The 24579-nt window shown below is 41.5% G+C and carries 23 protein-coding genes; 8 read left to right on the top strand and 15 right to left on the bottom strand.

Going from position 1 to position 24579, the window contains the following annotated elements; translation table 11 throughout:
- The first annotated feature begins 1 nt into the window (after nt 1).
- The 4 genes from bamA to murI all read left to right on the top strand — a co-directional run bounded on the left by bamA (nt 2) and on the right by murI (nt 4868).
- The gene (gene bamA / locus ACW6QP_RS02870) at nt 2-2623 is read left to right on the top strand and encodes an outer membrane protein assembly factor BamA (protein ID WP_457909419.1); all 2622 of its coding nucleotides are present in this window, start codon (nt 2-4) and stop codon (nt 2621-2623) included.
- Between the two features lie 30 nt (nt 2624-2653).
- Nucleotides 2654-3460, top strand: a complete 807-nt coding sequence (locus tag ACW6QP_RS02865; RefSeq protein WP_457909325.1) for an OmpH family outer membrane protein — start codon at nt 2654-2656, stop codon at nt 3458-3460.
- A gap of 34 nt (nt 3461-3494) precedes the next feature.
- The gene (locus ACW6QP_RS02860; protein ID WP_457909324.1) at nt 3495-4004 is read left to right on the top strand and encodes an OmpH family outer membrane protein; all 510 of its coding nucleotides are present in this window, start codon (nt 3495-3497) and stop codon (nt 4002-4004) included.
- Nucleotides 4005-4073: 69 nt separating this feature from the next.
- Nucleotides 4074-4868 carry a glutamate racemase gene (murI, locus tag ACW6QP_RS02855; RefSeq protein ID WP_457909323.1) on the top strand — a complete coding sequence of 265 codons (795 nt, stop codon included), beginning with the start codon at nt 4074-4076 and terminating at the stop codon, nt 4866-4868.
- On the opposite strand, the gene ACW6QP_RS02850 is transcribed toward murI, so the two are convergent.
- Nucleotides 4865-5980, bottom strand: coding sequence for a PorP/SprF family type IX secretion system membrane protein (locus ACW6QP_RS02850; RefSeq protein WP_457909322.1), 1116 nt, complete (start codon nt 5978-5980; stop codon nt 4865-4867). The genes murI and ACW6QP_RS02850 overlap by 4 nt on opposite strands.
- Before the next feature lie 10 nt (nt 5981-5990).
- Here ACW6QP_RS02850 and ACW6QP_RS02845 point away from each other — a divergent pair, with 10 nt between their 5' ends.
- Nucleotides 5991-6905, top strand: a complete 915-nt coding sequence (locus ACW6QP_RS02845; RefSeq protein WP_457909321.1) for a NifU family protein — start codon at nt 5991-5993, stop codon at nt 6903-6905.
- A 4-nt stretch (nt 6906-6909) separates the two neighbouring features.
- Here ACW6QP_RS02845 and ACW6QP_RS02840 read toward each other — a convergent pair whose 3' ends face one another.
- Nucleotides 6910-9174, bottom strand: a complete 2265-nt coding sequence (locus tag ACW6QP_RS02840; RefSeq protein WP_457909320.1) for an inorganic phosphate transporter — start codon at nt 9172-9174, stop codon at nt 6910-6912.
- A gap of 170 nt (nt 9175-9344) precedes the next feature.
- On the opposite strand from ACW6QP_RS02840, the gene ACW6QP_RS02835 reads away from it, so the two are divergent.
- The 3 genes from ACW6QP_RS02835 to ACW6QP_RS02825 all read left to right on the top strand — a co-directional run bounded on the left by ACW6QP_RS02835 (nt 9345) and on the right by ACW6QP_RS02825 (nt 12597).
- Nucleotides 9345-9545 (top strand): dodecin family protein, encoded by a 201-nt coding sequence (locus ACW6QP_RS02835; RefSeq protein ID WP_457909319.1) that lies wholly within the window; start codon nt 9345-9347, stop codon nt 9543-9545.
- 76 nt (nt 9546-9621) lie between these two features.
- Nucleotides 9622-11649 carry a thioredoxin domain-containing protein gene (locus tag ACW6QP_RS02830; protein ID WP_457909318.1) on the top strand — a complete coding sequence of 676 codons (2028 nt, stop codon included), beginning with the start codon at nt 9622-9624 and terminating at the stop codon, nt 11647-11649.
- Nucleotides 11650-11715: 66 nt separating this feature from the next.
- Nucleotides 11716-12597 carry a mechanosensitive ion channel family protein gene (locus tag ACW6QP_RS02825; RefSeq protein ID WP_457909317.1) on the top strand — a complete coding sequence of 294 codons (882 nt, stop codon included), beginning with the start codon at nt 11716-11718 and terminating at the stop codon, nt 12595-12597.
- On the opposite strand, the gene tsaB is transcribed toward ACW6QP_RS02825, so the two are convergent.
- From tsaB to ACW6QP_RS02760, 13 genes are all read right to left on the bottom strand, one after another.
- The gene (gene tsaB, locus ACW6QP_RS02820) at nt 12584-13243 is read right to left on the bottom strand and encodes a tRNA (adenosine(37)-N6)-threonylcarbamoyltransferase complex dimerization subunit type 1 TsaB (RefSeq protein ID WP_457909316.1); all 660 of its coding nucleotides are present in this window, start codon (nt 13241-13243) and stop codon (nt 12584-12586) included. The genes ACW6QP_RS02825 and tsaB overlap by 14 nt on opposite strands.
- Nucleotides 13244-13314: 71 nt before the next feature.
- Entirely contained in the window at nt 13315-14568 is a 1254-nt protein-coding gene (locus tag ACW6QP_RS02815; RefSeq protein ID WP_457909315.1) for an efflux RND transporter periplasmic adaptor subunit, read from the bottom strand.
- Nucleotides 14569-14571: 3 nt separating this feature from the next.
- Nucleotides 14572-16008: a TolC family protein gene (locus tag ACW6QP_RS02810; RefSeq protein WP_457909314.1), complete on the bottom strand. Its 1437-nt coding sequence runs from the start codon at nt 16006-16008 to the stop codon at nt 14572-14574.
- Nucleotides 16009-16247: 239 nt separating this feature from the next.
- The gene (locus tag ACW6QP_RS02805; protein ID WP_457909313.1) at nt 16248-16472 is read right to left on the bottom strand and encodes a hypothetical protein; all 225 of its coding nucleotides are present in this window, start codon (nt 16470-16472) and stop codon (nt 16248-16250) included.
- A gap of 49 nt (nt 16473-16521) precedes the next feature.
- Nucleotides 16522-17061 (bottom strand): DUF420 domain-containing protein, encoded by a 540-nt coding sequence (locus ACW6QP_RS02800; RefSeq protein WP_457909312.1) that lies wholly within the window; start codon nt 17059-17061, stop codon nt 16522-16524.
- A complete protein-coding gene (locus ACW6QP_RS02795) occupies nt 17058-17789 on the bottom strand; it encodes an SCO family protein (protein WP_457909311.1) in 732 nt (243 codons plus the stop codon). Before ACW6QP_RS02795 ends, ACW6QP_RS02800 begins: the two co-directional genes overlap by 4 nt.
- A 3-nt stretch (nt 17790-17792) precedes the next feature.
- On the bottom strand, nt 17793-18425 hold the full coding sequence (locus tag ACW6QP_RS02790) for a hypothetical protein (protein ID WP_457909310.1): 633 nt from the start codon (nt 18423-18425) through the stop codon (nt 17793-17795).
- Between the two features lie 81 nt (nt 18426-18506).
- Nucleotides 18507-18869 carry a cytochrome C oxidase subunit IV family protein gene (locus ACW6QP_RS02785; protein WP_457909309.1) on the bottom strand — a complete coding sequence of 121 codons (363 nt, stop codon included), beginning with the start codon at nt 18867-18869 and terminating at the stop codon, nt 18507-18509.
- Between the two features lie 17 nt (nt 18870-18886).
- Complete coding sequence (locus tag ACW6QP_RS02780; RefSeq protein ID WP_457909308.1) at nt 18887-19870, bottom strand: cytochrome c oxidase subunit 3; 984 nt, start codon at nt 19868-19870, stop codon at nt 18887-18889.
- Nucleotides 19871-19919: 49 nt separating this feature from the next.
- Entirely contained in the window at nt 19920-20501 is a 582-nt protein-coding gene (locus tag ACW6QP_RS02775; RefSeq protein WP_457909307.1) for a cytochrome c oxidase subunit 3, read from the bottom strand.
- Nucleotides 20492-21394 (bottom strand): heme o synthase, encoded by a 903-nt coding sequence (gene cyoE, locus ACW6QP_RS02770; protein ID WP_457909306.1) that lies wholly within the window; start codon nt 21392-21394, stop codon nt 20492-20494. The genes ACW6QP_RS02775 and cyoE overlap by 10 nt, the downstream gene beginning before the upstream one ends.
- An 89-nt stretch (nt 21395-21483) precedes the next feature.
- A complete protein-coding gene (locus ACW6QP_RS02765) occupies nt 21484-23598 on the bottom strand; it encodes a gliding motility protein RemB (RefSeq protein ID WP_457909305.1) in 2115 nt (704 codons plus the stop codon).
- 231 nt (nt 23599-23829) lie between these two features.
- Nucleotides 23830-24552, bottom strand: a complete 723-nt coding sequence (locus ACW6QP_RS02760) for an energy transducer TonB (RefSeq protein WP_457909304.1) — start codon at nt 24550-24552, stop codon at nt 23830-23832.
- Between the last annotated feature and the right edge of the window lie 27 nt (nt 24553-24579).

Below are 24579 nucleotides of genomic sequence, written 5' to 3'. Positions count from 1 at the left end.
GATGAACAGAAATATTTTCGCATTATTCCTTCTAATATTTTGTTTTAGTATTCAAACCAAAGCTCAGGATCTACCCCTGGCCGATGGAAAGAAATATACGCTGGGAAAAATCACCGTTAGCGGAAACACCAGTTATAACGACCAAACCGTAATTGCCTATACCGGATTAAAACCCGGGGACGAGCTTTATATCCCGGGAGATAGACTAAGCAAGGTGTTAAAAAAACTCTGGGACCTGGATTTATTTAGCGATGTTAGCTTCTATATCACCAATATAGATGGCGATGTAGCCGATTTGGAGCTGGAAATTCAGGAGGTACCTCAACTGGCTACTATCAGGGTTGAGGGCCTGAAAAAGAAAAGCGAACGCGAAGCGGTTATCGAGGAAAATAAATTGAAACCCGGTGTGAAGGTTGGGGAAAACCTAATTACCACTACTAAAAATTACACCGAGAACAAGTTTAGAAAAGACGGTTATCTAAATGCCAAAGCCAATATATCTACCAGCGAAATGACCGATAGCCTTGGAAAAACCACGGTCAATATGGTAATAGACGTAGATAAGGGTGAGAGGGTGAAAATTGATGAAATCGCCTTTAGCGGCAATGAAAAATTCTCTGATGCCAGGCTACGTCGCAGCTTGAAAAACACCAAGCAGAAAAATATTATTCGATTCTGGAAACGATCTAAATTTGTTCGTGCCGATTACCAGGAAGATAAAGAGAATCTGGTAAATAAATACAAGGAAAGTGGGTATAGAGATGCCCGAATCGTTTCAGATTCGCTCATTAAAAGAGACGATCAAACCATAGCCCTGCAGCTTCAGGTCGAAGAAGGAAACCAGTATTATATAGGGGATATTAATTTCCTCGGAAACACAGTGTACACCGATAACCAATTGCGCAGAGCTCTTGGTATCGAAAAAGGCGATATTTATAACGGGGTACTTTTAGATGAGCGAATTGAAGGCCAGGATCCGCAGGGAGATGATCTTTCGAATTTATACAAAAACAACGGCTATCTTTTCTCGAATATAGATTTGGTGGAGACCAATGTGTATAATGATACCATAGATTTTGAAGTGCGTATAATTGAAGGGAAAGAAGCCTATTTCAACAATATTCGTGTAACCGGAAACGATAAAACCAAAGACCACGTAATATACAGAGAACTGCGAACCAAACCGGGACAAAAATACAGCCAGGAAGCTGTAGTTAGTACCATTAGAGAATTGGGGCAACTCGGTTTCTTTGATGCTGAAAATTTAGAACCTAAATTTATTGATCCCGATCCCCAGGCAGGTACTTTAGATTTGGAATATTCGGTAGTTGAAGCCGGAGCCAGCCAAATTGAACTTCAGGGTGGTTACGGTGGCGGAGGCTTTATTGGAACCCTGGGGCTGTCGTTTAACAACTTCTCTCTGGCCGGAATTTTCGATAAAGAGGCTTACAAGCCCTTACCGATGGGAGACGGCCAAACCCTTTCACTAAGAGCACAGGCCAGTACTTTTTATCAAACCTATAGCCTATCGTTTAGAGAGCCCTGGTTAGGTGGTAAAAAGCCGGTAAGTCTACAAACCAGCTTTAGTTATACCCGACAATTCCTATTTGATTTTGTGAACCGCCAGGCCGATAGATCCAGAAGCTTTGATATTTTGGGAGTAAATGTAGGTTTAGCTAAACGTCTTACAGTGCCAGATCCATTTATTACAGTGTCTCACGCAGTAGGTTTTCAGCGTTATGATCTTAATAATTATAATACCGGGCTTTTTACTTTTGGAGATGGATATAGCAACAACTTCTCCTACACGCTTGGACTAACCAGGGATAACACTTTTGTAAACCCGATTTTCCCAACAGGAGGATCACGCTTTTCCATTACTGCCAAGTTCACCCCTCCCTATTCACTTTGGAATGGAGTTGACTACGCAAACCTGGAAAACCAAAGAGAATTTCAGTTAGAGGATGAGAACGGAAATCTAATCAACGAGCAGGGTAACCGGGTAACCCCCGAGAACGCTGTAGGAGATCAGCAAAAAATTGATCAGGAAAAATTTAAATGGCTTGAATTTTACAAGGTAAAATTTAATGGAACCTGGTTTACCACCCTTGCCAATTTCGGAAAAAACCACAACCTGGTTTTACGAAGTCACGCCGAATTCGGATTTCTTGGAGCCTATAATCAGGATCGTGGCGTACCGCCTTTTGAGCGTTTCTTCCTTGGAGGTGACGGGATGAATATGTTTAGTCTTGACGGAAGGGAAACCATTCAGCTTAGAGGATATCCTAACCAATCGGTGGTGCCTCTAGATCGTCCTGCAAATCAAAATGATGATGGTGCTGTTATTTACAACAAATACTCACTTGAATTAAGATTCCCAATCACCCTGAAGCCTCAGGCCTCTATCTATGCCTTAAGCTTTTTGGAAGCCGGTGCATCCTATGACGGGTTTAGGGATTACAACCCTTTTCAGTTAAATCGTTCGGCCGGGGTAGGATTGCGTATCTTTATGCCTGCATTTGGATTACTTGGGATAGACTTTGGTTATGGATTTGATCCTATCCCCGGAGTTGGCGGGCCAAATGGATGGGAAACCCATTTCATCATTGGACAACAATTTTAATTTGGCACGATATTTTCTATATTCGGAAATATGAAATTAAAAGTACTTCTTCTCTCACTTAGTTTAGGCCTTTTGGGCCTTACTGCAACTGCGCAAAAGCAGATGCGCATAGGCTATGTAGATATGGAGTACATCCTTGAAAATTTACCCGAATATCAACAGGCTTCAAATCAATTAGAAGCCCGGGTGCAGGAATGGAGAAAAGAGGCTGAGCTAAAGCGAAAGGAAATTTCAGACATGAGAAACAACCTTGCCAACGAGCGCGCTTTGCTTACCAAAGAACTTATTGAAGAACGCGAAGAAGAGATCGCCTATCTGGAAAGTCAGGCAAGCGATTATGAGCAGAAACGCTTCGGGCCAAATGGTGATTATTTCATTCAGAAGAGACAACTTATAAGGCCGGTACAGGACCAGGTGTTCAATGCAGTGCAGGAAATTGCCGAAAATCGCGGAATGGATTTTATCTTTGACCGAAATTCAGAAAGCGGAATGTTATTTGCCTCCAGGCAGGCCGATGTAAGCGAACAGGTTTTACGCAATATCACCCGGGCTGCTAACCGCGAGCAAATTGAAACACGCCAGCAGGAACGAGAGCTTGAAGCCGCTGAAGCACGCACCCCAGAACAGGATGCTGCCAGAGAAGAACGGGTTCAAATAGCTGAAGAAAAGAAAAACGAACGCGAAGCTTTAATAGAAGAACGCAGAAGACAGCGGGATTCAATTAGAGATGCCCGTCAAAAAGAATTTGAAGAACGCCGGCAACGGGCGTTGGAAGAACGTCAAAGAAAACGGGATTCCATAACTGCTGCAAGAACACAAAAGGATACCATTAATTAACTTAAATATCAGTAAACACTTAACTCAAATTAAAATGAAACAATTCAAAACACTTTTCATAGCTCTTGCCTTAACCCTTGGAGCTACTGCTTTTACTAATGCTCAGAGCAAAGTTGCACATATCGCCACTCAGGAACTGGTTGAAGCTATGCCTGCATATAAGCAAGCAATGGATCAGCTGGAAAAGCTTGAGAGAACTTATGACGCCGAGATTAAAGATATGCTAACTGAAGCTCAAAGTACCATGCAGCGTTACCAGGCAGAGGCTGAAACCAAAACCGAAGAAGAAAACGCTAAGAGAGCCAGTGAACTTCAGGCTACCGAAAGAAGAATCCAGGAGCACAGACAAAAAGCTATGCAGGATCTTCAGAAAAAGGAAAATGATCTTATTCGTCCTGTAATCGAGAAAGCTCGTGGAGCTATTCAAAAAGTAGCCAGAGCTCAGGGATTTGACTATGTGCTTGATTCTACTACCGGAACCGGAGTAATTCTAGCCGACGGTAAAGACCTTATGGCCGATGTAAAGAAAGAATTAGGAATGTAATTTCCTATATCCCAGCAAATATTTTTAAAAACTGCGCCGCATTACGGCGCAGTTTTTATTCTTGTAAGAATGAACAATTCAGCAGCAATAGGGATTTTTGACTCGGGCGTGGGCGGCACCTCCATCTGGAAGGAAATACACGAATTACTCCCGGCCGAGAAAACCATCTACCTTGCCGATAGTCGCAATGCGCCCTACGGGGAAAAACCGGTTTCTGAAATCATAAGGCTAAGCAAGAAAAACACCGAAAAGTTGCTGGATATGGGGGTGAAAATGGTGGTTGTTGCTTGTAACACCGCCACTACAAATGCCATAGACATTCTTAGAGCCACCTATAATGTACCTTTCATCGGAATTGAGCCTGCCATAAAACCGGCGGCTCTTAATTCAAAGTCGGGGGCCATTGGCATCCTCGCTACCCGGGGAACGCTAACCAGCCAGTTATTCCATAAAGCATCAGAACTTTATTCCCGTAATCTCGAAATTGTAGAAGTTGAAGGTCGCGGCCTGGTAGATCTTATAGAAAGAGGTCTAGAGAATTCTCCTGAAATGCACAACCTGCTACGGGAGCTTTTGGAGCCGATGCTTCAGAAGCATATAGATCACCTTGTATTGGGTTGCAGCCACTATCCCTACCTTATTCCGGCTTTGAAAGAGATACTTCCGCAGGAGGTAAAAATAATAGACTCTGGGGAAGCCGTGGCAAAACAAACCAGAGCTATTTTAGAGAAAAATAAATTGCTGGCATTCACTTCAACAGAAAATCCTAAACCTGTATTTTTCACAAATACAAAGCCCGATGTACTGGCAGGCTTAATCGATGCCGCTACAAATCGATTTGAAGTCTCTTACCTGGATTTTTAATAATTCACCGCAGGACATTTACAGTCATACCTTCCCCTGTTCTCACCAAAATTATAGCCAAGGCTAATTTGATGAAAACCATTATTGCTTAACACTATCGAATCGGTTTGATAGGTAAAAGTATAGGCAAACATAAACCTTCCATAATTAATTCCAAGAAATGGGGTTAAGTAGGATAAATTATGCCGGGTGACAGAATTCCCCCCGGGATCGAACTCCAGGCCTTCCAGGCTATAGCGGTATGAAAGTCCGCCCCAAAACTGGCCAAAATTCAGGTTATAATAGGCTTTCAGGTTAAGGTCAAGACTTCTCTCGGCCGTAGCCTCCATAGCCTGCACCAATACAGATGGTTCCAAACTTAACCTGTCTCCAACCTCATCAAAAACATAACCAGTAGAAAACAGGTATTTGCGAAGGTTGGATTGAGGTTCATCGGTAAAATAAAGATCTCTTTTAGCCGAAACAAGATTCTTAGCGGTGAGATGCGCAAAGAAATTCAAATAATAATAAGAAAGCCCAATGTCCAAATTCCCATAAATATCAGCCAGTCGATTCCCGCCAACAATCGGGTCAAAACGAACAAAATTACTCTCATCGAGGCGATGTTGTACCAGCCCTGCACTAATCCCAAAAGAGAGCTGATTTAAGTCCAGTTCGCTACGTGAAAACATCAAATGATAGGCTGCACCAAAATAGGCCCCGGTTTTGGAGAAATTTCCGTTTTGATCATTAAACAGAATAGCTCCCAGCCCGGTTTTGTCGTTTATTCTTCCGTGAACATTGGCTGTATACAGGCCGGGCCGGTTTTGAACATCAAACCATTGCTGCCTGGCCGTTATTCGAAGTTGATTCATATTAGGTGCCCCGGCCATCGAAGGGTGTAGGAGGTATAAATTATCGCTCAAATAATCTGAATATACCGGCAAGACCTCCTGCGCCCTTAGCGCATTATTGCTTAGAAAAAAACAGGCAAGAATTACCAATAGTTTTTTCGGCGATTTCGCAAAGGCTTTGACAAAAAAGACTGAGGGAAAGTCAATTATACTTCGAAACCCAAAAAGAAGAATTCCGAAGAAATAGAAAAGCTTGTTTTTCTTTAGTATTTTTGCCAAAAATTAAGCTATGAGTAATTATTCGGTTAAGATACAACCTACAAATAAACCGGCAATAGTAAAATTCGAGACTAACAGGTTCCTCACAAAGCATCAGGGCTACGAATTTGCCAATATAGATGAAGCTAAAAATTCACCGATTGCAAAGCAATTATTTTTTCTTCCGTTTGTTAAAACGGTTTATATCGCTCAAAATTTTATTGCGATAGAAAAATATGACATCGTGGAGTGGGAAGACATTCAGGACGAAGTTGCCAGCCAAATTGAGGAATTTCTCAATAAAGGCGGGGTTGTGGTTGAAGAGAAAGACGAAAATAAGAACATCCCGGTAAGCGTTTATGCCGAGAGTACTCCCAACCCGGGCGTAATGAAGTTTGTAGCCAACAAAAAACTGGTGCTGCAGGCCTTTGAATTTAAGAGCATCGATGACACCAAAAAGGCACCGCTAGCCCAAAAATTGTTTCACTTTCCATTTGTAAAGGAAATTTTTATCGACGAAAATTATATTTCCATTCATAAATACGATATCGCTGAATGGGAAGAAATTACCTTGGAATTAAGGGAATTCATCACCAATTACCTGCAGCAGGGAAATGAGGTGGTTTCAGCTGAAGCCGCACAAAATTCTACCGGCTCAAAAACCGGGGAAAAGACCGCATTAAAACCGGAAGTCGAGAACCTTGACGATACTTCCCAGCAAATCGTGGCAATCCTGGATGAATACATCAAACCAGCCGTAGCCAGTGATGGGGGAAACATACTTTTTGATTCGTATAATTCAGAAAATAAAACCGTAAAGGTGATTTTACAGGGAGCCTGCAGCGGTTGCCCGTCTTCTACCATGACCCTGAAGAATGGTATTGAAACTATGCTTCGGGATATGCTTCACGGCCAGGTAGAATATGTAGAAGCTGTAAACGGTTAAGCTTTTAAAGCGTGCTTTTGGCATCCTTATAAAACTCCTGAAACAATTGAAGCAGACTCATAGTAGAACTTATGAGATCTTTGGTTTCCAGTAAAAGCCCGAAATACAATTTTGTATTCTTCGGGCTTGTTTCTGAAGTACGAATGCGATTGATTTGCTTCTGAATTAACTCTGAAACATAATCGAGCAACTGTTGTTTCTCAGCCAGGATCTCGTCTATATTACCAAATTCCCTGTCATCGAAGGTTTGTTTAATATCATCAAAAAGCAGTTGCATTTTTTCATCTACTTTTTTCAAATCGCGCACCTGGTTGAATTTTAAATTCTTGTGATTGTTATTGACGTGATTATAAGAATTACGGGTAATAAACCCAATAGACTGCACCATATCCTGAAGGTGATCCAGGATTAAAATATAAAATTTACTGGCTTCTACCGAGTCTTCATCGAGCGACTTGATAAAATAAAAAATATTACCCTTTAGCTCATCTACCTCTTCTTCGAGCTTTTTGATGGTTTTACTATTCTTTTTGAGTTTGCTCAAATCATGATACCCAAGATTATCTACGGTTTTGGTAAACATTTTATTGATCCCCTCAATTACTTCTGAAATATTTTCTGAAGTTTCTGAAGTAATCTCGTTTATCGTGATAATATCACTGCGGTTATATCGCTTTCTGGCTTTTTCTTCCTTGACTTTTTTGGAATGAGACATAGTACTCCTTACCACTAAAACCACTGCTGCGATAATTAGAATTACCAGTGCCGGCATTCCGCCGTACCAAATCAAGACAGCAAAAGCGGCTGCTATACTGGAAGCCACCAGGGCGGTTACAAACCAGCCTCCAATAACATTGAGCACCCCGGCCACACGATAAACCGCACTTTCCCGATCCCAGGCTCTATCGGCAAGAGATGTACCCATAGCCACCATAAAAGTCACATAAGTTGTAGAAAGCGGAAGTTTAAGGCTGGTACCTATAGAGATCAACACACTGGCCACTACAAGGTTTACCGAAGCCCGTACCATATCGAAGGCCGGGGCATTTATACGCTTACTGCGAACGTGAGTAACGGGCTTATCGAATTTCGATTCAATTCCATGTTGAAGTCTTGCGGGCAGGAGTCCAAAAAACGCATTTCCAACCATCACCGAATACCTAACCAAACCTCTTGAGAGAAAATTAGGTTCAAAGCGCTCAGAGCCATCGCCCTGCCGGGCTAAATTCACGCCGGTTTCAACTACCGAGCGCGCTTTGGCCGAAAACCATAAGGTAATTACCATCACCCCTCCCGCGATTAAAAGCAGATAGGTAGGCGTGTTTACGGCTCCGGTTAAATCGCTCATAAGCAATTCTGAAGGCAATACTCCCGAGGCCAGGTAAGCTTCTCTCCAAATTTCGAAACTCTGCCAGGCGGCGATTGGCACCCCGATAAAATTCACCAAATCGTTTCCGGCAAAGGCAAGGGCCAGTGCAAAGGTTCCAATAACAATGATGACCCTAAGAATATTAAGCTTTAAAAAGCTCATAAGCGCCTGGGAAAGCAGGGTGAAAAAAACCAGGCCTATCCCGATAATCAATAATGAATTTTGATCGACAAAAACATCAAAACCTTCAGGTATAAAGGCCACATCTTTAAGTCCCTTCATCAAAATAAAATGAAGAATGGCGGTAAGGGAGAGCCCTCCAAAAATGGCCCCTACATATTTTATTTTTCTTTCAAACTGAAATGAAAAGACGAGACGGGAGAGGTATTGTACCACCGCACCTATAATAAACGCAATACCGACGGCCAGCAGAATTCCGAGGATAATTTCGGTCGCCTTGCTGGTATTAATATAGCCTGCTATGGCTCCTATCCCGTCGCCGGCATCATAGACCTTTATTGCCGCCATTGCTATGGCAGCACCCAATAATTCAAAAACTATAGAAACTGTAGTAGAGGTAGGCAAGCCAATAGAATTGAAGAAATCGAGTAAAATCACATCGGTGATCATCACCGCCATAAAAATGATCATGATCTCTTCGAAATAAAAATGCTGCGGAAGAAAAATCCCTTTTCGGGCTACTTCCATAAGTCCGCTTGAAAAAATGGCTCCAACCGCAACTCCAAGACTGGCCACGATTAAAATGGTGCGCATAGATACGGCTTTGGACCCAATAGCCGAATTAAGAAAGTTAATAGCATCGTTGCTTACTCCAACAACCAAATCGGTTATGGCGAGGGCAAATAGCGCCACTAACATTACGATATAAACGTCTTCCATATATAGCTAAAGTCTAATCTACAAATTTGCTGGTTTTAATTTTACAAATTAAATCTGAAAGGTTATTAAAACTTTAATAAATATTAGGTTTTGGGATAATATTAATTGGAGGAGCTATCAGGATTTGGTAAATTTAAAGAAATGAGTATTAACCAATTAAATATGTAATTATGTCTGTATTAAAAGTTGTAGAGATTATGGCCAACTCCAACCAGGGTTGGGAGGATGCTTCGAGAAAAGCAGTAAAACAAGCCGGAAAAACTATCAAGAATATCAGGTCGGTATATGTAAAAGACCAGGCCGCTGTGGTGAACAACGATGAAATTACCGAATATAGGGTAACTTTAAAAATCACCTTCGAGGTAAATTAGACCTCTTTTTTAAAAACGCTCCGAAACCGGGGCGTTTTTCTTTAAAATTGTATTCTGAAAATTTCAAATTTTACCTGTGCATACCAACCAACTTATACACGAAAGCAGCCCTTATCTTTTACAACACGCTCATAATCCCGTTAACTGGCAGGCCTGGAATGAAAAGAGCCTGCAAATAGCAAAAGAACAGAATAAACTAATCCTGGTGAGCGTAGGCTATTCGGCCTGTCACTGGTGCCACGTGATGGAACGTGAGAGTTTCGAAGACGAAGAAGTTGCAGGAATAATGAATGCCAATTTCATTAATATCAAAGTAGACCGGGAAGAACGACCCGATGTAGACCAGGTTTATATGCAGGCAGTACAGGTAATGACCGGAACCGGAGGCTGGCCAATGAATGTTATTTGCCTGCCCGACGGTCGCCCCGTTTGGGGCGGGACTTACCTGCAAAAATCCCACTGGATGCAGGTGCTTCAACAGGTGGCGCAGCTTTATGAAAAGAATCCCGGAAAAATGCTGGACTATGCCGGCCGTCTTAAAGAAGGCCTGGACAGTTTGGAGCTTATCAAAACTCCCAAGGAAGATTCTAGCTTTCAGAAGGAAGTTTTAAAAAATATAGTAGCTAAGCTGAAGAAAGATTTTGACCTGGAAAACGGAGGTTTTAAAGGCGCTCCTAAATTTATGATGCCCGGCGCTCTTTCATTTTTAATGCGTTATGGCTTTCAGGAAAACCAAAAGCAAATTTTAGATTTTGTAAATCTAAGCCTGGAAAAAATGGCCCGGGGCGGACTTTACGATGTCGTTGGTGGCGGATTCTCAAGATATTCGGTAGATAAATTCTGGCACGTGCCGCATTTCGAAAAGATGTTATATGACAATGCACAATTGATACGTCTTTATGCCCAGGCCTGGAAATTAAATCAAAATCCACTTTATAAAAAAGTGGTTTATCAAAGCCTGGAATTTATTGAGGAAGAATTGAGCGAAGCTTCAGGCGGATTTTATTCGGCATTAGACGCCGATAGCCCGGATGAAAATAATAAGGAGGAAGAAGGGGCATATTACACCTGGTCAAAGGCCGAATTGGAGGAACTGCTCGGGGATGATTTTAAAATTTTTGCCGATTATTTTAATATCAATTCATTCGGAAAATGGGAAGAGAAATATGTATTCATTCAAACCCAGGCTGAAGAAAAAATAGCTAAAAATCACGGTCTAAGCCTGGAGGAGCTTCAGAAGAAAATAACAGATAACCTGCAGCTTCTAAAGAAAGAAAGAGCCAAAAGGCAAAAGCCGGGGCTGGATGATAAAAGTCTTTGCAGCTGGAATGCTTTAATGCTTACGGGTTTAATTGAAGCTTATAAGGCTTTCAATGAAATTCAATTTTTGGAAAGAGCGCGAAGCAGTGCTGAATTTGTCAAAAATCAATTCCTGAAAAACGATTATAGCCTTTGGCATTCATATAAGGCCGGAAAATCGAGCATCGACGGATTTCTGGAAGACTATGCATTTTGCATTGAAGCCTTTTTGGAAATGTATGAAGTAACTTTCCAGCCTGAATATTTAGAACTGGCCCAAAAGCTTACCATAAAAAGTATCGAAGACTTTTCTGATGATCAAACCGGGCTATTTTGGTTTACTTCAAGACAACAAGCTGCTTTGATCAATAAAAGCAGGGAGCTTACAGATAATGTAATTCCCGCCTCAAATTCGGTGATGGCTCATAACCTATTTAAACTGGGCAAACACCTGGACAGGAGCGAGTATTCAGAAAGAGCTGAAAAAATGTTGAAAACGGTGCAGGACCAATTTGAAACCTATCCCAGAGGTTATTATAACTGGCTGGATCTTATGCTAAATTTCACCAACCCCTTTTATGAAATTGCCATTTTGGGACCCAATGCTTTGGTTTTGGGGCAACAATTTCAGAAGAAATATTTGCCAAATACTCTCTTTGCCGGAAGTACAGAGTCAAGCAAATTACCTTTATTAAATTACAGATTTGAAGAAAACACCGATCTAATCTATGTATGTGAAAAGGGAAGCTGCCAGTTACCAAATTCTACTGTAGAAGATTCGATCGATAAAATTAAACAGTTTTAACAAAAATTAAACAGCAAATATTTACAAATTTTTGAATTATATCTTCTCTTTGTAAAAAAATCAACTATGGAAGTTTTTAACGACTGGCAGGATATAGGCCAGGAATATGCTGAAAAATTTATAGATTTTCTACCCACTTTGGTCGGTTCTATCGCCCTACTCATCATTGGGTGGATCGTAATTAAATTTATTCTAAAATATCTCAATAAATTTTTCAACAAGAAAAATTATGATAAAACCCTCGAGAATTTCAGCACCACTTTGGTGGAATATGGTCTCAAAACTTTATTGCTAGTACTGGTTATAAGTCAGCTTGGAGTTGAAACCACCTCGCTTATTGCGGTACTGGGTGCTGCAGGTTTGGCTATTGGTCTTGCTTTGCAGGGTTCGTTGGCGAATTTTGCAGGTGGGGTGCTTATCCTGGTCTTAAAACCTTTTAAGGTTGGTGATTGGATCGAGGCCCAGGGCGTTTCTGGTAGTGTAAAAGAAACTTCGCTTTTTTACACCAAACTCACCACCTTTGGAAACCAGCAGGCCATTATTCCAAACGGGCAACTCACCAATAACAATGTGATTAATTATACCGTTGAAGGAAAACGCCGTGATGCCATTACAATTGGAATTTCGTATGAAAGTGATATTAAACTTGCCAAAGATATCCTGGTTAAACTTATGAAGGAGCAGGAAGGCATTCACCAGGATCCCGAACCAATGGTGGTGGTTACAGAGCTTGCCGATAGCTCTGTAAACCTTTCAGTGCGTTTTTGGGCCAGTAATGAAGATTTCTGGGGTTGCCATTGGTATACCATAGAAGAAGGCAAGAGAAGGCTTGAAGATGCCGGAATTAGCATTCCGTTCCCACAACGGGATGTACATTTCTTCGATCATTCAAAAAATGGAGATCAGCAGGAAAAAACCGAAGCTGAAAATCAGCTCAACCAGAAATAAAATCCTTTAAATAAAAAGGCTCAAAATAAGCGACATCTTCGGTGTCGCTTTTTTGGTATTTGGCATAGGCCAGAGCCCCCATTTCTTTGGCTGAAGGCAGTTTATTCTCAATAAAACGGGCATTGGAGTGCGTACAAATCGCCTTGAATTTCTCCACTCCGCTTCCGCAGAAGTAAACTTTTTCATTTTCGAGATATTCAGAAAAGCTATTCTCATTAAGAATTTCGGCACGGGTTTTTCGCACTTCATTGCCTTCAGCATCAAAAACTGACGAATAGACCTCCATTCTTCTGGCATCGAGCATAGGGACCACCAATCCATCCTTTATTTCCACCGAAGCCGCCAAAGAAGCCAGGGTTGGCACTGAAATCAAAGGGATACCCAGCGAAAAACACAAACCCTTTGCCGCAGAAACTCCAATGCGTAGCCCGGTGTAAGACCCGGGGCCTTTACTTATAGCCACGGCATCAAGCTCATCTAATTCAAGGCCACTTTCAGATAAAACTTCTTTTATAAAGAGGTGTAATTTTTCGGCATGAGAATATCCCGCAGAATTATCTTCTTTTAAAGAAAGTAATTCGGTATCGCGAAAAAGTGCCACCGAGCAATTAGTAGTAGCGGTTTCCAAACAAAGAATTATAGCCAAAATCTCTATTTTTTATACAAGCCGGGGGCTAAAATAGCCCCCGGTTAATTAATGCGTCAAAATTAAAGATTTTATTTTGAAGATTCGGTCTTTAAAGGTTCTACCTTATCGCCAGATTTCAACACCTTGGTTACGGTGTTGTAGGGCCCGGTGATTACTTCTTCCCCAACTTCGAGGCCTTCGGTAATTTCGATATGGCTATCGTCCTGAATTCCGGTTGAAACTACCTTAAATTTAGCCTCATCGTTATTTTTTATAAAAACGCCTTCAAACTTTTTATCAGATTTTGCATTGCTTTGAGTACCTGTGGTATCGTTCTTTATCACAATAGCACTAATTGGAACGCCAATTACCTGTTGGCGACTATCGGTAATAATATCTACCGTTGCGGTCATCCCTGGGCGAAATGGCGAATAATTTTCGGGTCGGCCTTCCAGCAAATCTTTATAGGACTCTTCGAGAATTCTAACTTTCACCTTGAAATTTGTAACCTGGTCTGAGGTTAACTGGGCATCGGCCGAATTGGAAATCTCTGTTACCAGCCCTTTGAATTGTTTCTTCAGGTAGGCGTCAACTTCAACCCTGGTGGAATCGCCAACTTTCACCTTTACAATATCATTTTCGTTTACATCTACCTCTACCTCCATATTTTTAAGGTTGGAAACCCTCATAATTTCGGTTCCGGCCATTTGCTGGGTTCCTACCACTCTTTCTCCCAGCTCGGCATCCAGTTTTGAAATGGTTCCGCTCATTGGGGCGTAAATAGTAGTACGCGCCAAATTATCACGGGCTTCGGTCACGGTTGCGGCGGTGCTTTGCATACTAAAATATGCCGATTCCTTATTAGCCTGCGCCACTTCGTAGGCTGAAACGATACGATCCCATTCGGCTTTGGAGATTACCCCCTTTTCGAAAAGACTTTTGTTACGCTCGTAATCGGCCTGGGCTTGTTTCAAGTTAGCTTCAGTTTGCGATAAATTCGCTCTCATATTCTGAAGGCTGGCCTCAACCCTTCTAAGGTTAGACTGATAAAGATCTGGGTTAACCCGCACCAGTAAGTCCCCTTTTTCAACCGCCTGGCCTTCTCTTACGGGTAGCTCTATAATTTCTCCTGAAACTTCTGAAGAAAGTTTAACCTCGGTCTCCGGCTGAATTTTTCCGGTAGCAGAAACGGTTTCAATAATATCTATAGGCTCGATTTTAGTGATCTCGACCTCTTTAAAATTTCCGGATTTTCCAAACCAACCGGCTTTTTTACCCACTATCATTAAAACCAATACGGCAAGGGTAACTCCAATAATGATATAAATTGTCTTTTTCTTCATTTTTTAAAATTTAAGCTCAGAAACCGGAACCCCAAAATAGAGTTCAATCACTTTTATCTTGAAAATATAATCGTATTTAGCACGCATTACTTCGCGTTGTGCATTTTCATACCTCAATTTTGCCTGGCTGTAATCGAAGGCGTTAATCAATCCCACATCGAAACGCTCGGTGGCATATTCGAAGGCCAGGTCCTGGGCATTGGCAGCAACTACTGCCGCTTCGTAAGCTTCAAAAGAACCACGGGCATCGGTATAGGCCTGATAGACATTGGCTTCAAGATCGAGTTCGGCCTGTTCCAGGTCGTACTCGGCTCTAAGAGCATTCACCTCACTGCGACGCACCTGGTTGCGGGTGGCCAAACCATTAAAAATAGGAATGCTTAACTGCACGCCATAGGTGATACCGTCATTTCTCCATAATTGCTCAAAGAAAGGAAGCGGTGCCCCAATGGTACTTATGGTATTAGGCGTAACCACAGCCTGCCCGGTGGCCTCTACCACACCTATCTGTCGCGTAGGATCATCGGGGTCTATAGTAAACCCGGTAATTTGACCTCTTCCAGATTCACGGGTGTTGTAGTTGAAGAAGGCTCCAAGGCTGGGATAATAGGCTCCTCTGGCCAGTTCCACATCCTTTTCGGCCAATTCAAGGTTGGTTTCGGCGATTTGTATATCAGATCGTTCTTCTTTAGCGCGGTCTATAATTTCATAAACCGTATTTTCCATCACTTCATTTCCGAAGATATCGTAATCGCGCTCTACGATATCGAAATTCTCATAGTCTTTGATAAGCAGGGTTTGAGCAAGACTTATCAGCGAAATTTTTATCTGGTTTTCGGCGAGGATGATTCGTTGTTTCTCATCGGCATCGGTAGCTCTAATATCCAGCAGGTCACCGCGGGGAAGCGAACCGGCATCAACCAATTCCCTGGTTCTCTCGAGTTGCTCGGCGGTGAGCTCATTTTGAGATTTTAGAATTTCAAGGTTTTGCTTATTGAATAATACCTGTAAATAAGAATCGGCAACAAAAAGCGTAATATCATCTTTCATCTGGTCTAACCTGTACTGGCTGGCGAGTTCAGATAATTTTGCGCGTTGTAACTGTTTGATGTTTTGTAAGCCGTCAAAAAGATTGAGACTGGCAGTAACTCCCGCAGAAAAGTTTCGGGTGGTCTGATTTTCAAGAATTCCCGTGGTAATATTCTGGGTAAGACCAGTGTTCCAGGCATTGGTAGCTGAAGCATTAACCCGAGGCAGCAAATTACCAATTGCATCCCGCCTTTCAAGTTCGGCAAACTCCTGGTTAAGTTCAGATTGTTTAATTGAAATATTATTTTCCAGGGCGTGCTGCACGCATTCCTGAAGTGTCCACTTCTTATCCTGGGCAGTTACAATATGCCCCAGGAACAGCAAAAGGATTAAAAAACTCGTCTTGTGCATATACTCTTTTGTAAAGGATAAGTATAGGTTTATACCGAACTGTTACAATAATTTTAAAATTTTTGAAACAGCTTAGAATATCGACCACTACGAAGCAGTCAAATCTTCGGTCTAAACAGATGCGCATTAGACGAACGGAATAAAATTATGTTACAGAATTTTAAGATGAAGAAAGCAGTAGTTCAGGCTCTCGTGAATTTTTGAAGGATACCCCAATTATAGAGCAAAAGTGTAAGCCTCTAATCTTCTTTGGCTTTTTTTCGGGCGCGATAAATGAAGTAACCAATACCGCCAACCATTAAATAAGGGAAAATCATAAGATAAACGATACCATCATTGATTCCCTTTGCAGCACTTTGATCGGTATCAGACTCCAGGACTGCTCTACACATAGAGCATTGCGCCTCGGCCAGTTGCGGGAGAAGCAGCAAGAAAAGTAGGAAGAATAATATCCTGAATTTCATAGTTTTAAATCGGTTTTCAAAAATACAAAATCTGGCCAGATTTCAGAAGTTAATAATAAGGCCACATAAGAACATACACCAGCACGCCTGTGATGGCCACGTATAACCAAATGGGAAAGGTCCACCGTGCTACTTTAGCGTGCTTTTCATATTCCCCTCTAAGGCCTCTGTACATCGTAAATAATACCAGGGGCACAATGATGGCAGAAAGCACAATATGAGTTATTAAAATAAAGAAATACAGGTAGCGCAGCACCCCATCTCCACCATAAGGCACCGGATCATTGCTTATTTTTGAAATCACATAACTCACCAGAAATATCACGCTAAAGAAAAAAGCAGTGATCATCACATTGCGATGCAGTTTGTACTGCTCTATACTCATAAAAAAATAACCGATCATAAGCAGAAGAGCGGTGCCGCCATTCAGCACAGCATGGAAGAAAGGAAATGTGCCGGCCTGCGCCCCAAACATATTATAACGTTCGGGAAGGTACATTAGAATTAAAACAATAACAGGCACCAGGATAGATAAGGCCACAATAACGGGCACAGCTATCTTTTCAGATTTTGTGAAATATCTTTTCAAAGCAGGCTTTTTATATCTTCAATTAAAATATCTATTTGAGGGCTTTCTTCCCCCTCCGCGACCGATTTACTGCGCTCTACGAATCCGCGGTAGCCGATAATCGGGTTTCCAAATTCATCTTTTCGGGATCTCATATAGCCTTCTTTATCTACCAGCGCAAACATTCCCGAATGTGCAAAGCCTCCTGGAACTTCGGCATCTTCACCTGCATAAATGTAGAAGCCATTATTGGCGAGATCGTAAATCTTTTCACGATCACCGGTTAATAGATGCCAGTTGGGATGGCTAATCCCATAATTTTCAGCATAACTTTTCAATACTTCTGAAGTATCGTGCGTGGGGTCTATGGTAAAAGAAGCAATTCCGAACTCACTATTTCCCTTAAACTCTTCCTGAACCTCTACAAGGTTTTGGTTCATAATGGGACAAATGGTAGGACAGGTGGTAAAGAAAAATTCCACCACATATACCTTTCCCAAATAATCTTCATTAGAAATAGTATCTCCTTCCTGGTTTACAAATTCAAATGCAGGAGCTTTTTTGCGCTCTCCGTTCACCTCGAGGTAAACCACCTCGGCAGAGTCATCAGAATTTTCATTTTTGTTGTTTAGCCTACTATTTTCAACGATCTTATCGCTACCAATGCGTTCAAAAATTTTTGGTAATACAATAATTCCAAAAATGAAAATAATAATGGAAAGCCCTATATAGGAATATTTCTTCTTCATAATTTAATTTTTTCTATCGGCCGAATTTTTCTTCAGCGCCAGGCGGTATTCGGCGAGAACTACCTTTACATCATCGTTCATTTTATTGCTAAGATCGGCCACAGAACGGGAATCATAGCCGTACACCTTGCCATAATCTTCATCGTCATCTCTCCCTCTAAGTTTAAGTTCTTTGTCTACGATAAAAACATAAGGCGAATACAAATTCTCATCGAGTCGATGCGGAGTTTTTAATCCTGAAAAAATCTCTCCGATTTCTTCTTCTGAAGCATAGACGAAATTCCAATATTCGGTACCAGCTACATTTTTAAACTCTTCTGCAAAGGCTTCAGCTTCTGCCTCCATACCCTCGGGCAGCAAAATGATAAATTGAAAATCATTGAATTCGTAATATTTCTCAAGGATCTTTTTGTCGAGGTTAAAGGTGTTCCCCTTGATTTGCTGAAGATCCCTTCCGAAGAAAGCCACAATACTTATTTTATCTGAAAAACTAAGACTATCTGCAATCGGCGCGATATCCTGCACATTTTCGCTAAGAACCGGAAGCCGTGCAAAATTGTTTTCACCCGATGCAAAGAAGAGATATGCCAGAATAGGCAGGATAAAGAGCACTGCCAGTACAAAAAACTTCTTCATAGATGGGTGTTTACAAACGGCTACAAAAATAAAAAGACGGTTTCACAAAACCGTCTTTTCTTAATTTTTTAACTCTTTTGATTAGAAGTCCCAGGAAACGTGATTATGTTTAAAAACTTCATAAACATAATCTCCTTCTGTAAGCAAAATAAAAATAAGGTAACTTATAAGGAAAACTGCCGTCCAAACGATGGCTCTTCTTAAACCTTTAGTTTCCCCTTCCAGGTGCATAAATGCCCAGGCGATATAATAAGCCTTAATGATGGTAAGAATGATAAATATCCAGTTAAGGATACTCATACTTAGAAAATCGGTATGAACCAGGAATCCCGGCTTATAAATACCAAGTACAACTTCTACAAGGGTTAGTACCGAAAGTATACCAAAAACAACCCAAATTCTTTTGGTGTTAGATTCGTGGTGATGTGCTGTATCGTGTGCCATTTTTTAAAATTCTAAGATTAAACCAGGTAAAAGAAGGTAAATACAAATACCCACACAAGGTCTACAAAGTGCCAGTATAATCCAACCTTTTCCACCATCTCATAATTCTTTCTACGCTCGTAGGTGCCAATGATCACATTAAAGAAAATCACGATATTAATGATCACACCAGACAATACGTGGAAACCGTGAAAACCGGTAATAAAGAAGAAGAAATCACCAAATAGCGGAACGCCATATTCGTTTTGACGAAGATTAGCTCCCTCTACTACGCCTACGGCTTCAGCATCTAATTTGGCTAAGGATTCTTCACGGCTAAGTACCGTTTTTTCTCCCTCTTCGGTTAATTTTTGAGTTCTAATAAGCAGATTTTCATTGGCTGCAAATCCTGCTTTAATCTCTTCGATGGAATAACTTGCCAAAGGTGCCGCATCGCTTTCAAACCAAACACCGGTATTAGCTGTATGTGCCACTCTATCTCCCACCTGCGGGATAGCGATATCAGACAAAGCTACTCGCTTCCCGTCATTATCTACAAACTGAAGAACATTACCTCCTTTTGTAGTTACCGCTCCATATTCACCATTGATGAAGTTTTTCCATTCCCAAGCCTGTGACCCAAGGAATACCAAACCACCAATAATGGTAAGGAACATATAAAAAGTTACTTTTCCTTTTTTCAGCTGGTGACCAGCATCTACCGCCAGTACCATAGTTACAGAAGAAAATATAAGGATAAAGGTCATCAACGCCACATAATACATCGGTGCATCTACCCCGTGTAAAAATGGAAAGTGATTAAATACCTCATCGGCTATAGGCCAGGAATCGATAAATTTAAACCTTGAAAAACCGTAAGCTGCCAGAAAGCCTGAGAAGGTAAGTGCATCGGAAACAATGAAAAACCACATCATCATTTTCCCGTAGCTGGCTTTTAAAGGCTCATTGCCACCACCCCAGGTTTTACCTTCGGTGCCTGTTCTTACAACAGTAGCGTCCATAGAAGATTAGTTGTTTAATTTAAGTATGGCGCAAAAATACGCTTTTTTATTATCTAAAGAAATATAAAAACAAAATCAGGTAAACCCACAGGATATCAACAAAATGCCAAAATGTGCCAGCTAACTCTATACCAAGCATTTGACCTTTTTTGTAGGCTTGTTTAAAATGTTTATAAATTACCACCAGCAGGGCTATGATCCCGGCCAGTAAATGCACGATATGCACCATTACCAGAACATAAATAAAGGAGGTGGTAATACTGCTTTCGCTTCCGGTGAAGTAGTACCCACTTGCAAGAAATTCAGAAAATCCCTGAAACTGGAAAAAGATAAACAGAATGGCCAGAATTAAAGTTCCCAGCAACAAGGCTGTTCCATTCTTTCTGTTTCCGGAACGAATATTCTTCTTTGCAAAGATAAAGGTCACACTGCTGGCTACTATCACCAGGGTGCTCCAGTAAAACGCCTGCGGAATTGAGTAATCGCTTAGCCAGTCTGGCCTGCTTTTACTCACCACATAAGCACTGGTAAGCCCCGCAAAGGTCATCACCATACTTATAATTCCAAACCAAAGCATCATTTTTTTTGCCCTGGCAAGCTTTTCCTTTTCAGCAGTATCTATCACAGCCATTGTCTTATTAATTTATCAAAAACATATACTAATTGAAGCAAGGTGATATAACTCACGCTTGCAAACATCAATTTCTTTGCGGCTTTTGCACTTCTTTCCCGGTAGAGTTTAAAGGCATACCAAAGCAGTCCTATTCCCAGCATTAAAATGATTGAGGCCGCTATAGGGCTAAGGAAAAGTTTCCCGGTTACTCCAAATGCAGGAATTAATGAAACCAGCACCGTCCAGACACTATACAAAATTACCTGTATGGCCGTGCCTTTATCTCTTTTTCCTGTTGGCAGCATGAAAAATCCGCCTTTTTTATAATCGTCGAAAAGCCACCAGCCAATAGCCCAAAAATGCGGAAACTGCCAGAAAAACTGAATCATAAACAAAGTTCCGGGTTCTATGCTAAATTCTCCCGTTGCAGCTACCCATCCCAACATAAACGGAATTGCCCCGGGAAAAGCTCCCACAAAAACCGACAATGGGGTTTTGGTCTTTAAAGGAGTATATACACTTACATATAAAAATATACTAATCGCCCCAAACATCGCAGTTCTGGGATTAATTATATATAGCACAATGAGCCCCAAAATGGTAAAACCCGTAGCAATAATAAAAGCAGTAGAAACCGACATTCTGCCTGCGGGTACCGGCCTGTTTTTGGTGCGGTCCATCAAGGCATCCAGGTCTTTCTCTATGATTTGGTTATAGGCATTCGAAGCTCCCACCATAAAATACCCGCCAATCGCAAGCAAAAATACAGTTACAAAATCTATAGAAGGAGCCCCCAGAAAATAGCCGGCAACCGAAGAAAACACCACGCTAACCGCGAGCCGCATTTTGGTAATTTCTTTAAAATCTGAAAGGCTTAAAACTGAAGAAGTATGTACGCCGGTACTGCTCAAAAAACGAAGTTTAAAATTGGCGCAAAGATACTCCTTAATTAGGTTTTAGCAAGGAGTGAAAACTGTTAATTTTCAGAAGTTTCCAATGGTTAATAATCGAAGTACCAGTTAAAAATGTCGGTGCGCAGGCCAATATTCACCCAAATGGTAGAGTTATCGAAATGTTGCGGAGTCTTAACTTCAGTTGAAAAATCCCGAAAAATAAAGCTCCCAAAGAGTTTAAGATTGGTAGCCGGATTCACAATATAACCGGCCTGAAATTCTCCAAAAATCGAGATTGCGGTATTGCCCTGTCCTATTTTCACCCCGGTTTCCATATCGGCCGGTCGCTCCCGCTCACTTCTGTAAATATCGCCTCCATAGGCAAAATTATCTACGCCATTATTAAAGTCGAAGCCGCGTTCACCAAATAAAAATTTAGCAGTTCCATACCATCGCTCATATCGATACCGGGCTACTCCTATAATTTCCCTGAAGTTAGCACCCCACTGGTGTGCCATTCCCTGGTTATGATGCCCGTAATTCAGCACCCTGGTATTATGCGAATAGGTAAAGGGACGGACCTGATTGTATTCGGCCTGAAGGTATAAATCGGGTATTCCAAAGGCATCAAAATATTTCACACCTAACTGGTAACCGAGTTTATTCTTCCAGCTTTGTTCTCCTCCGAAAACATCGGAAGTTGAAAATTCATCGATAATCCACTGCCCATAGGCGTATAAGCGGTCGCTGAATTTATATTTGGCTGCCAAACCCATAAGGGCATTTCCTCCCCGGGCCCCGGTTGAAAATTCTATAGCCCTGTAAAAAATTACCGGGTTCAGGTAATTTAAATCAAAACCCCGCTGATTATCATTTTCCCAAACCACCGATTCAAAAAAGCCCAAATTCAATCTTTTGGTCACATTATAGCTTAAATAATGATTCGCCATATATTTGGTGCGAAAGGAACCGCTCTCGGTAACCTCGGGCCTTACATCTCTTAGAGACATCCAGGTGTTGGTATATTTAATTTTCCAGAAAGTGGTATTGAGTTGAAAAAATGGATATGGAGAAGCATTGTCACTCATCAAGAGGGAGCGATAGCCTTCGCCAATAAAATTCTTTCCGTGCCCAAACTGAAGGTTGAAAAATTTGCCCGGGGAATAGGATAAGTAACCCTCGGCCACCGGGTAATCGTAGCCACCGTCCATAAAGGGTTTTGCGATACCACGGCCGGGAATGATAGCCGGATCTCCGCCATCGGGTCTTATCGATTCAGCATACCGGTTGTAATATTCTGCAAATCGACCCTGATTTTCATAGATTACGCTGTAAAAACTCAAATTTTTTCCCAAACCTCCCTGGAAGATTCCCATACGGGTATTATTATAGGTGAAATCGTATTGAGTTTGTTCGAAATCTTTCCCCAACTGAAGATCCAGCCCAAAGTCGATCGCAAACCAGTAATCATCTGTTTGATATTGAATTAGATGCTCATTCCATAGTTTTCGTGAAAGCCAGCTTTGTGCAGGTCGCAGCATTTTATCTTCTTCGGCCTCAAAATCGTAATAAGGTGCAACCTCTTCAAATCTTAGAGGTTTTACCGCCGCGTGGGTATTGGTTCCAACCCGGTTATAGGCCGCATCGAATCTACTGTAAAACTCGTGTGAAAACGGAATATTCAAACTGCTGTTAAAGCGAGGTCTTGTAAATTCTAAAGATTTTATTTCTTCATATTCTTCAGTAACAGGTTTGGCAGTTTCAGGTTCCTGAGGCGCAAAAACCAGCTCATTGGTTTCAGCGGTAATTTCACCCGGCATGATACTTAACGGAATTTGCAAGGGCATTCTGAACTGCATAGTAGCAGGCCGGGAATTGTAATAGCCGGGTTCAATTTGAGGTAAAGCTTCAAAGACCCTGGTGATCTCTTCTTTTAATTCGGAATAGGCAGCATCGGCATACAAAAGGATAAACTCCCCCTGTTTGTTCACTTCAAAGATCACATTAACCCGCCCTGAATAATCTTCATCTTTCACCACCTGTGGCAGTTCAAAATTATCAAGGATAAACCGGCTTAAATTTCTTCGGAAACATTCCGGTTGGTTTTCAAATACCACAGAAGCACAGTCAGGGAATTTCGGGTAAATCTCAATGCCCATAGAAGTTTGGGCACACATAACCCCACTTATAAAAAGAGTGGCAAGAAGCAAAAAATACTTCATATTTACGGGAGGTCGGTTGGTTTGAACATCGAAATATACACTTTTTACTCGATAATCGAGAGGCAACTAAATCTTTATGGCCAGCAGCAACCCGTAATGCAGGGTTTTCCGAAGAAATAATTCGCTTATCCTGGAAATTATGACAGACATAAACTTTCACAATCGCTCAGGTCTAAAAACAAAAAATCCCGACTTAAAAGCCGGGATTTATATATTAAGATTAGGAATTTTTTAGTCCTGAACCTGGAAAACGATCGGTAAAGAATACATTACCCCAACAGCTTTACCACGCTGCTTACCGGGCTGCATCTTAGGTAATTTTTGAATTACCCTTGCCGCTTCTCTCTCAAGTCTTGGGTGTGGAGCTCTGGATTGCACCTGAGCGATATTTCCTTTTTCATCGATCTTAAACTGAACGATTACTCTGTTTACACCAGATAGTCCAAGTTCGGCTCCAAGATCGGTATTAAACTCCTTGTTCACGAAGTTCTTGATCTTTTCACTCATACACTGCTTACGCTCCTCGTTGTTACGCAAACCTTCACAACCGGGGAATACCGGTACGTTTTCAATAACCGCAAAAGGAACATCGGCTACTTCTTCTTCTTCAGGTGCCTCTACTACTTCTTCAACCTCAACGATTTCATCAAGATTGGTTTCTGTAGATTCAATTTCATCTTCTTCTACCTCTTCTTCATCTTCAACAACCTCAATAATTTCTGGGGCTGGTGGTGGTGGCGGTGGTGGCGGAGGAGTATTCTGCATTTCGGTGATCGGGATTTCTTCATCATCAAGATCATCGAGATTTAACTGCCCGGTATCAATGGCTTCCTTGTCATAGGTTTTCCATTCTATTGCCTGCCAGGTAATAAAAAGCACCAGGATAAGACCTAATTGAAGAAACAAAACGCTTCTTCTTGATAAGTCTGCCTTAGGATTTTTCTTTGGTTCCATAATGGGTTATTGAATTAATAAGGGTTG

It is taken from the genome of Salegentibacter haimaensis (assembly GCF_054121495.1).
Note: the sequence above shows the minus strand (reverse complement) of the source record. Positions and strands in the feature narration are given on the sequence as shown.

Excerpts from the sequence above, each read along its gene's own strand:
- ACW6QP_RS02795 (WP_457909311.1), bottom strand. The coding sequence starts at position 17,789 with ATGAAGAAGAAATATTCCTATATAGGGCTTTCCATTATTATTTTCATT.
- ACW6QP_RS02760 (WP_457909304.1), bottom strand. The coding sequence starts at position 24,552 with ATGGAACCAAAGAAAAATCCTAAGGCAGACTTATCAAGAAGAAGCGTT.
- bamA (WP_457909419.1), top strand. The coding sequence starts at position 2 with ATGAACAGAAATATTTTCGCATTATTCCTTCTAATATTTTGTTTTAGT.
- ACW6QP_RS02815 (WP_457909315.1), bottom strand. The coding sequence starts at position 14,568 with ATGAAGAAAAAGACAATTTATATCATTATTGGAGTTACCCTTGCCGTA.
- murI (WP_457909323.1), top strand. The coding sequence starts at position 4,074 with ATGAACAATTCAGCAGCAATAGGGATTTTTGACTCGGGCGTGGGCGGC.
- ACW6QP_RS02785 (WP_457909309.1), bottom strand. The coding sequence starts at position 18,869 with ATGGCACACGATACAGCACATCACCACGAATCTAACACCAAAAGAATT.
- ACW6QP_RS02780 (WP_457909308.1), bottom strand. The coding sequence starts at position 19,870 with ATGGACGCTACTGTTGTAAGAACAGGCACCGAAGGTAAAACCTGGGGT.
- ACW6QP_RS02860 (WP_457909324.1), top strand. The coding sequence starts at position 3,495 with ATGAAACAATTCAAAACACTTTTCATAGCTCTTGCCTTAACCCTTGGA.
- ACW6QP_RS02810 (WP_457909314.1), bottom strand. The coding sequence starts at position 16,008 with ATGCACAAGACGAGTTTTTTAATCCTTTTGCTGTTCCTGGGGCATATT.
- ACW6QP_RS02805 (WP_457909313.1), bottom strand. The coding sequence starts at position 16,472 with ATGAAATTCAGGATATTATTCTTCCTACTTTTCTTGCTGCTTCTCCCG.
- ACW6QP_RS02790 (WP_457909310.1), bottom strand. The coding sequence starts at position 18,425 with ATGAAGAAGTTTTTTGTACTGGCAGTGCTCTTTATCCTGCCTATTCTG.
- ACW6QP_RS02845 (WP_457909321.1), top strand. The coding sequence starts at position 5,991 with ATGAGTAATTATTCGGTTAAGATACAACCTACAAATAAACCGGCAATA.
- ACW6QP_RS02840 (WP_457909320.1), bottom strand. The coding sequence starts at position 9,174 with ATGGAAGACGTTTATATCGTAATGTTAGTGGCGCTATTTGCCCTCGCC.
- ACW6QP_RS02765 (WP_457909305.1), bottom strand. The coding sequence starts at position 23,598 with ATGAAGTATTTTTTGCTTCTTGCCACTCTTTTTATAAGTGGGGTTATG.
- ACW6QP_RS02775 (WP_457909307.1), bottom strand. The coding sequence starts at position 20,501 with ATGGCTGTGATAGATACTGCTGAAAAGGAAAAGCTTGCCAGGGCAAAA.
- ACW6QP_RS02865 (WP_457909325.1), top strand. The coding sequence starts at position 2,654 with ATGAAATTAAAAGTACTTCTTCTCTCACTTAGTTTAGGCCTTTTGGGC.
- ACW6QP_RS02835 (WP_457909319.1), top strand. The coding sequence starts at position 9,345 with ATGTCTGTATTAAAAGTTGTAGAGATTATGGCCAACTCCAACCAGGGT.
- ACW6QP_RS02825 (WP_457909317.1), top strand. The coding sequence starts at position 11,716 with ATGGAAGTTTTTAACGACTGGCAGGATATAGGCCAGGAATATGCTGAA.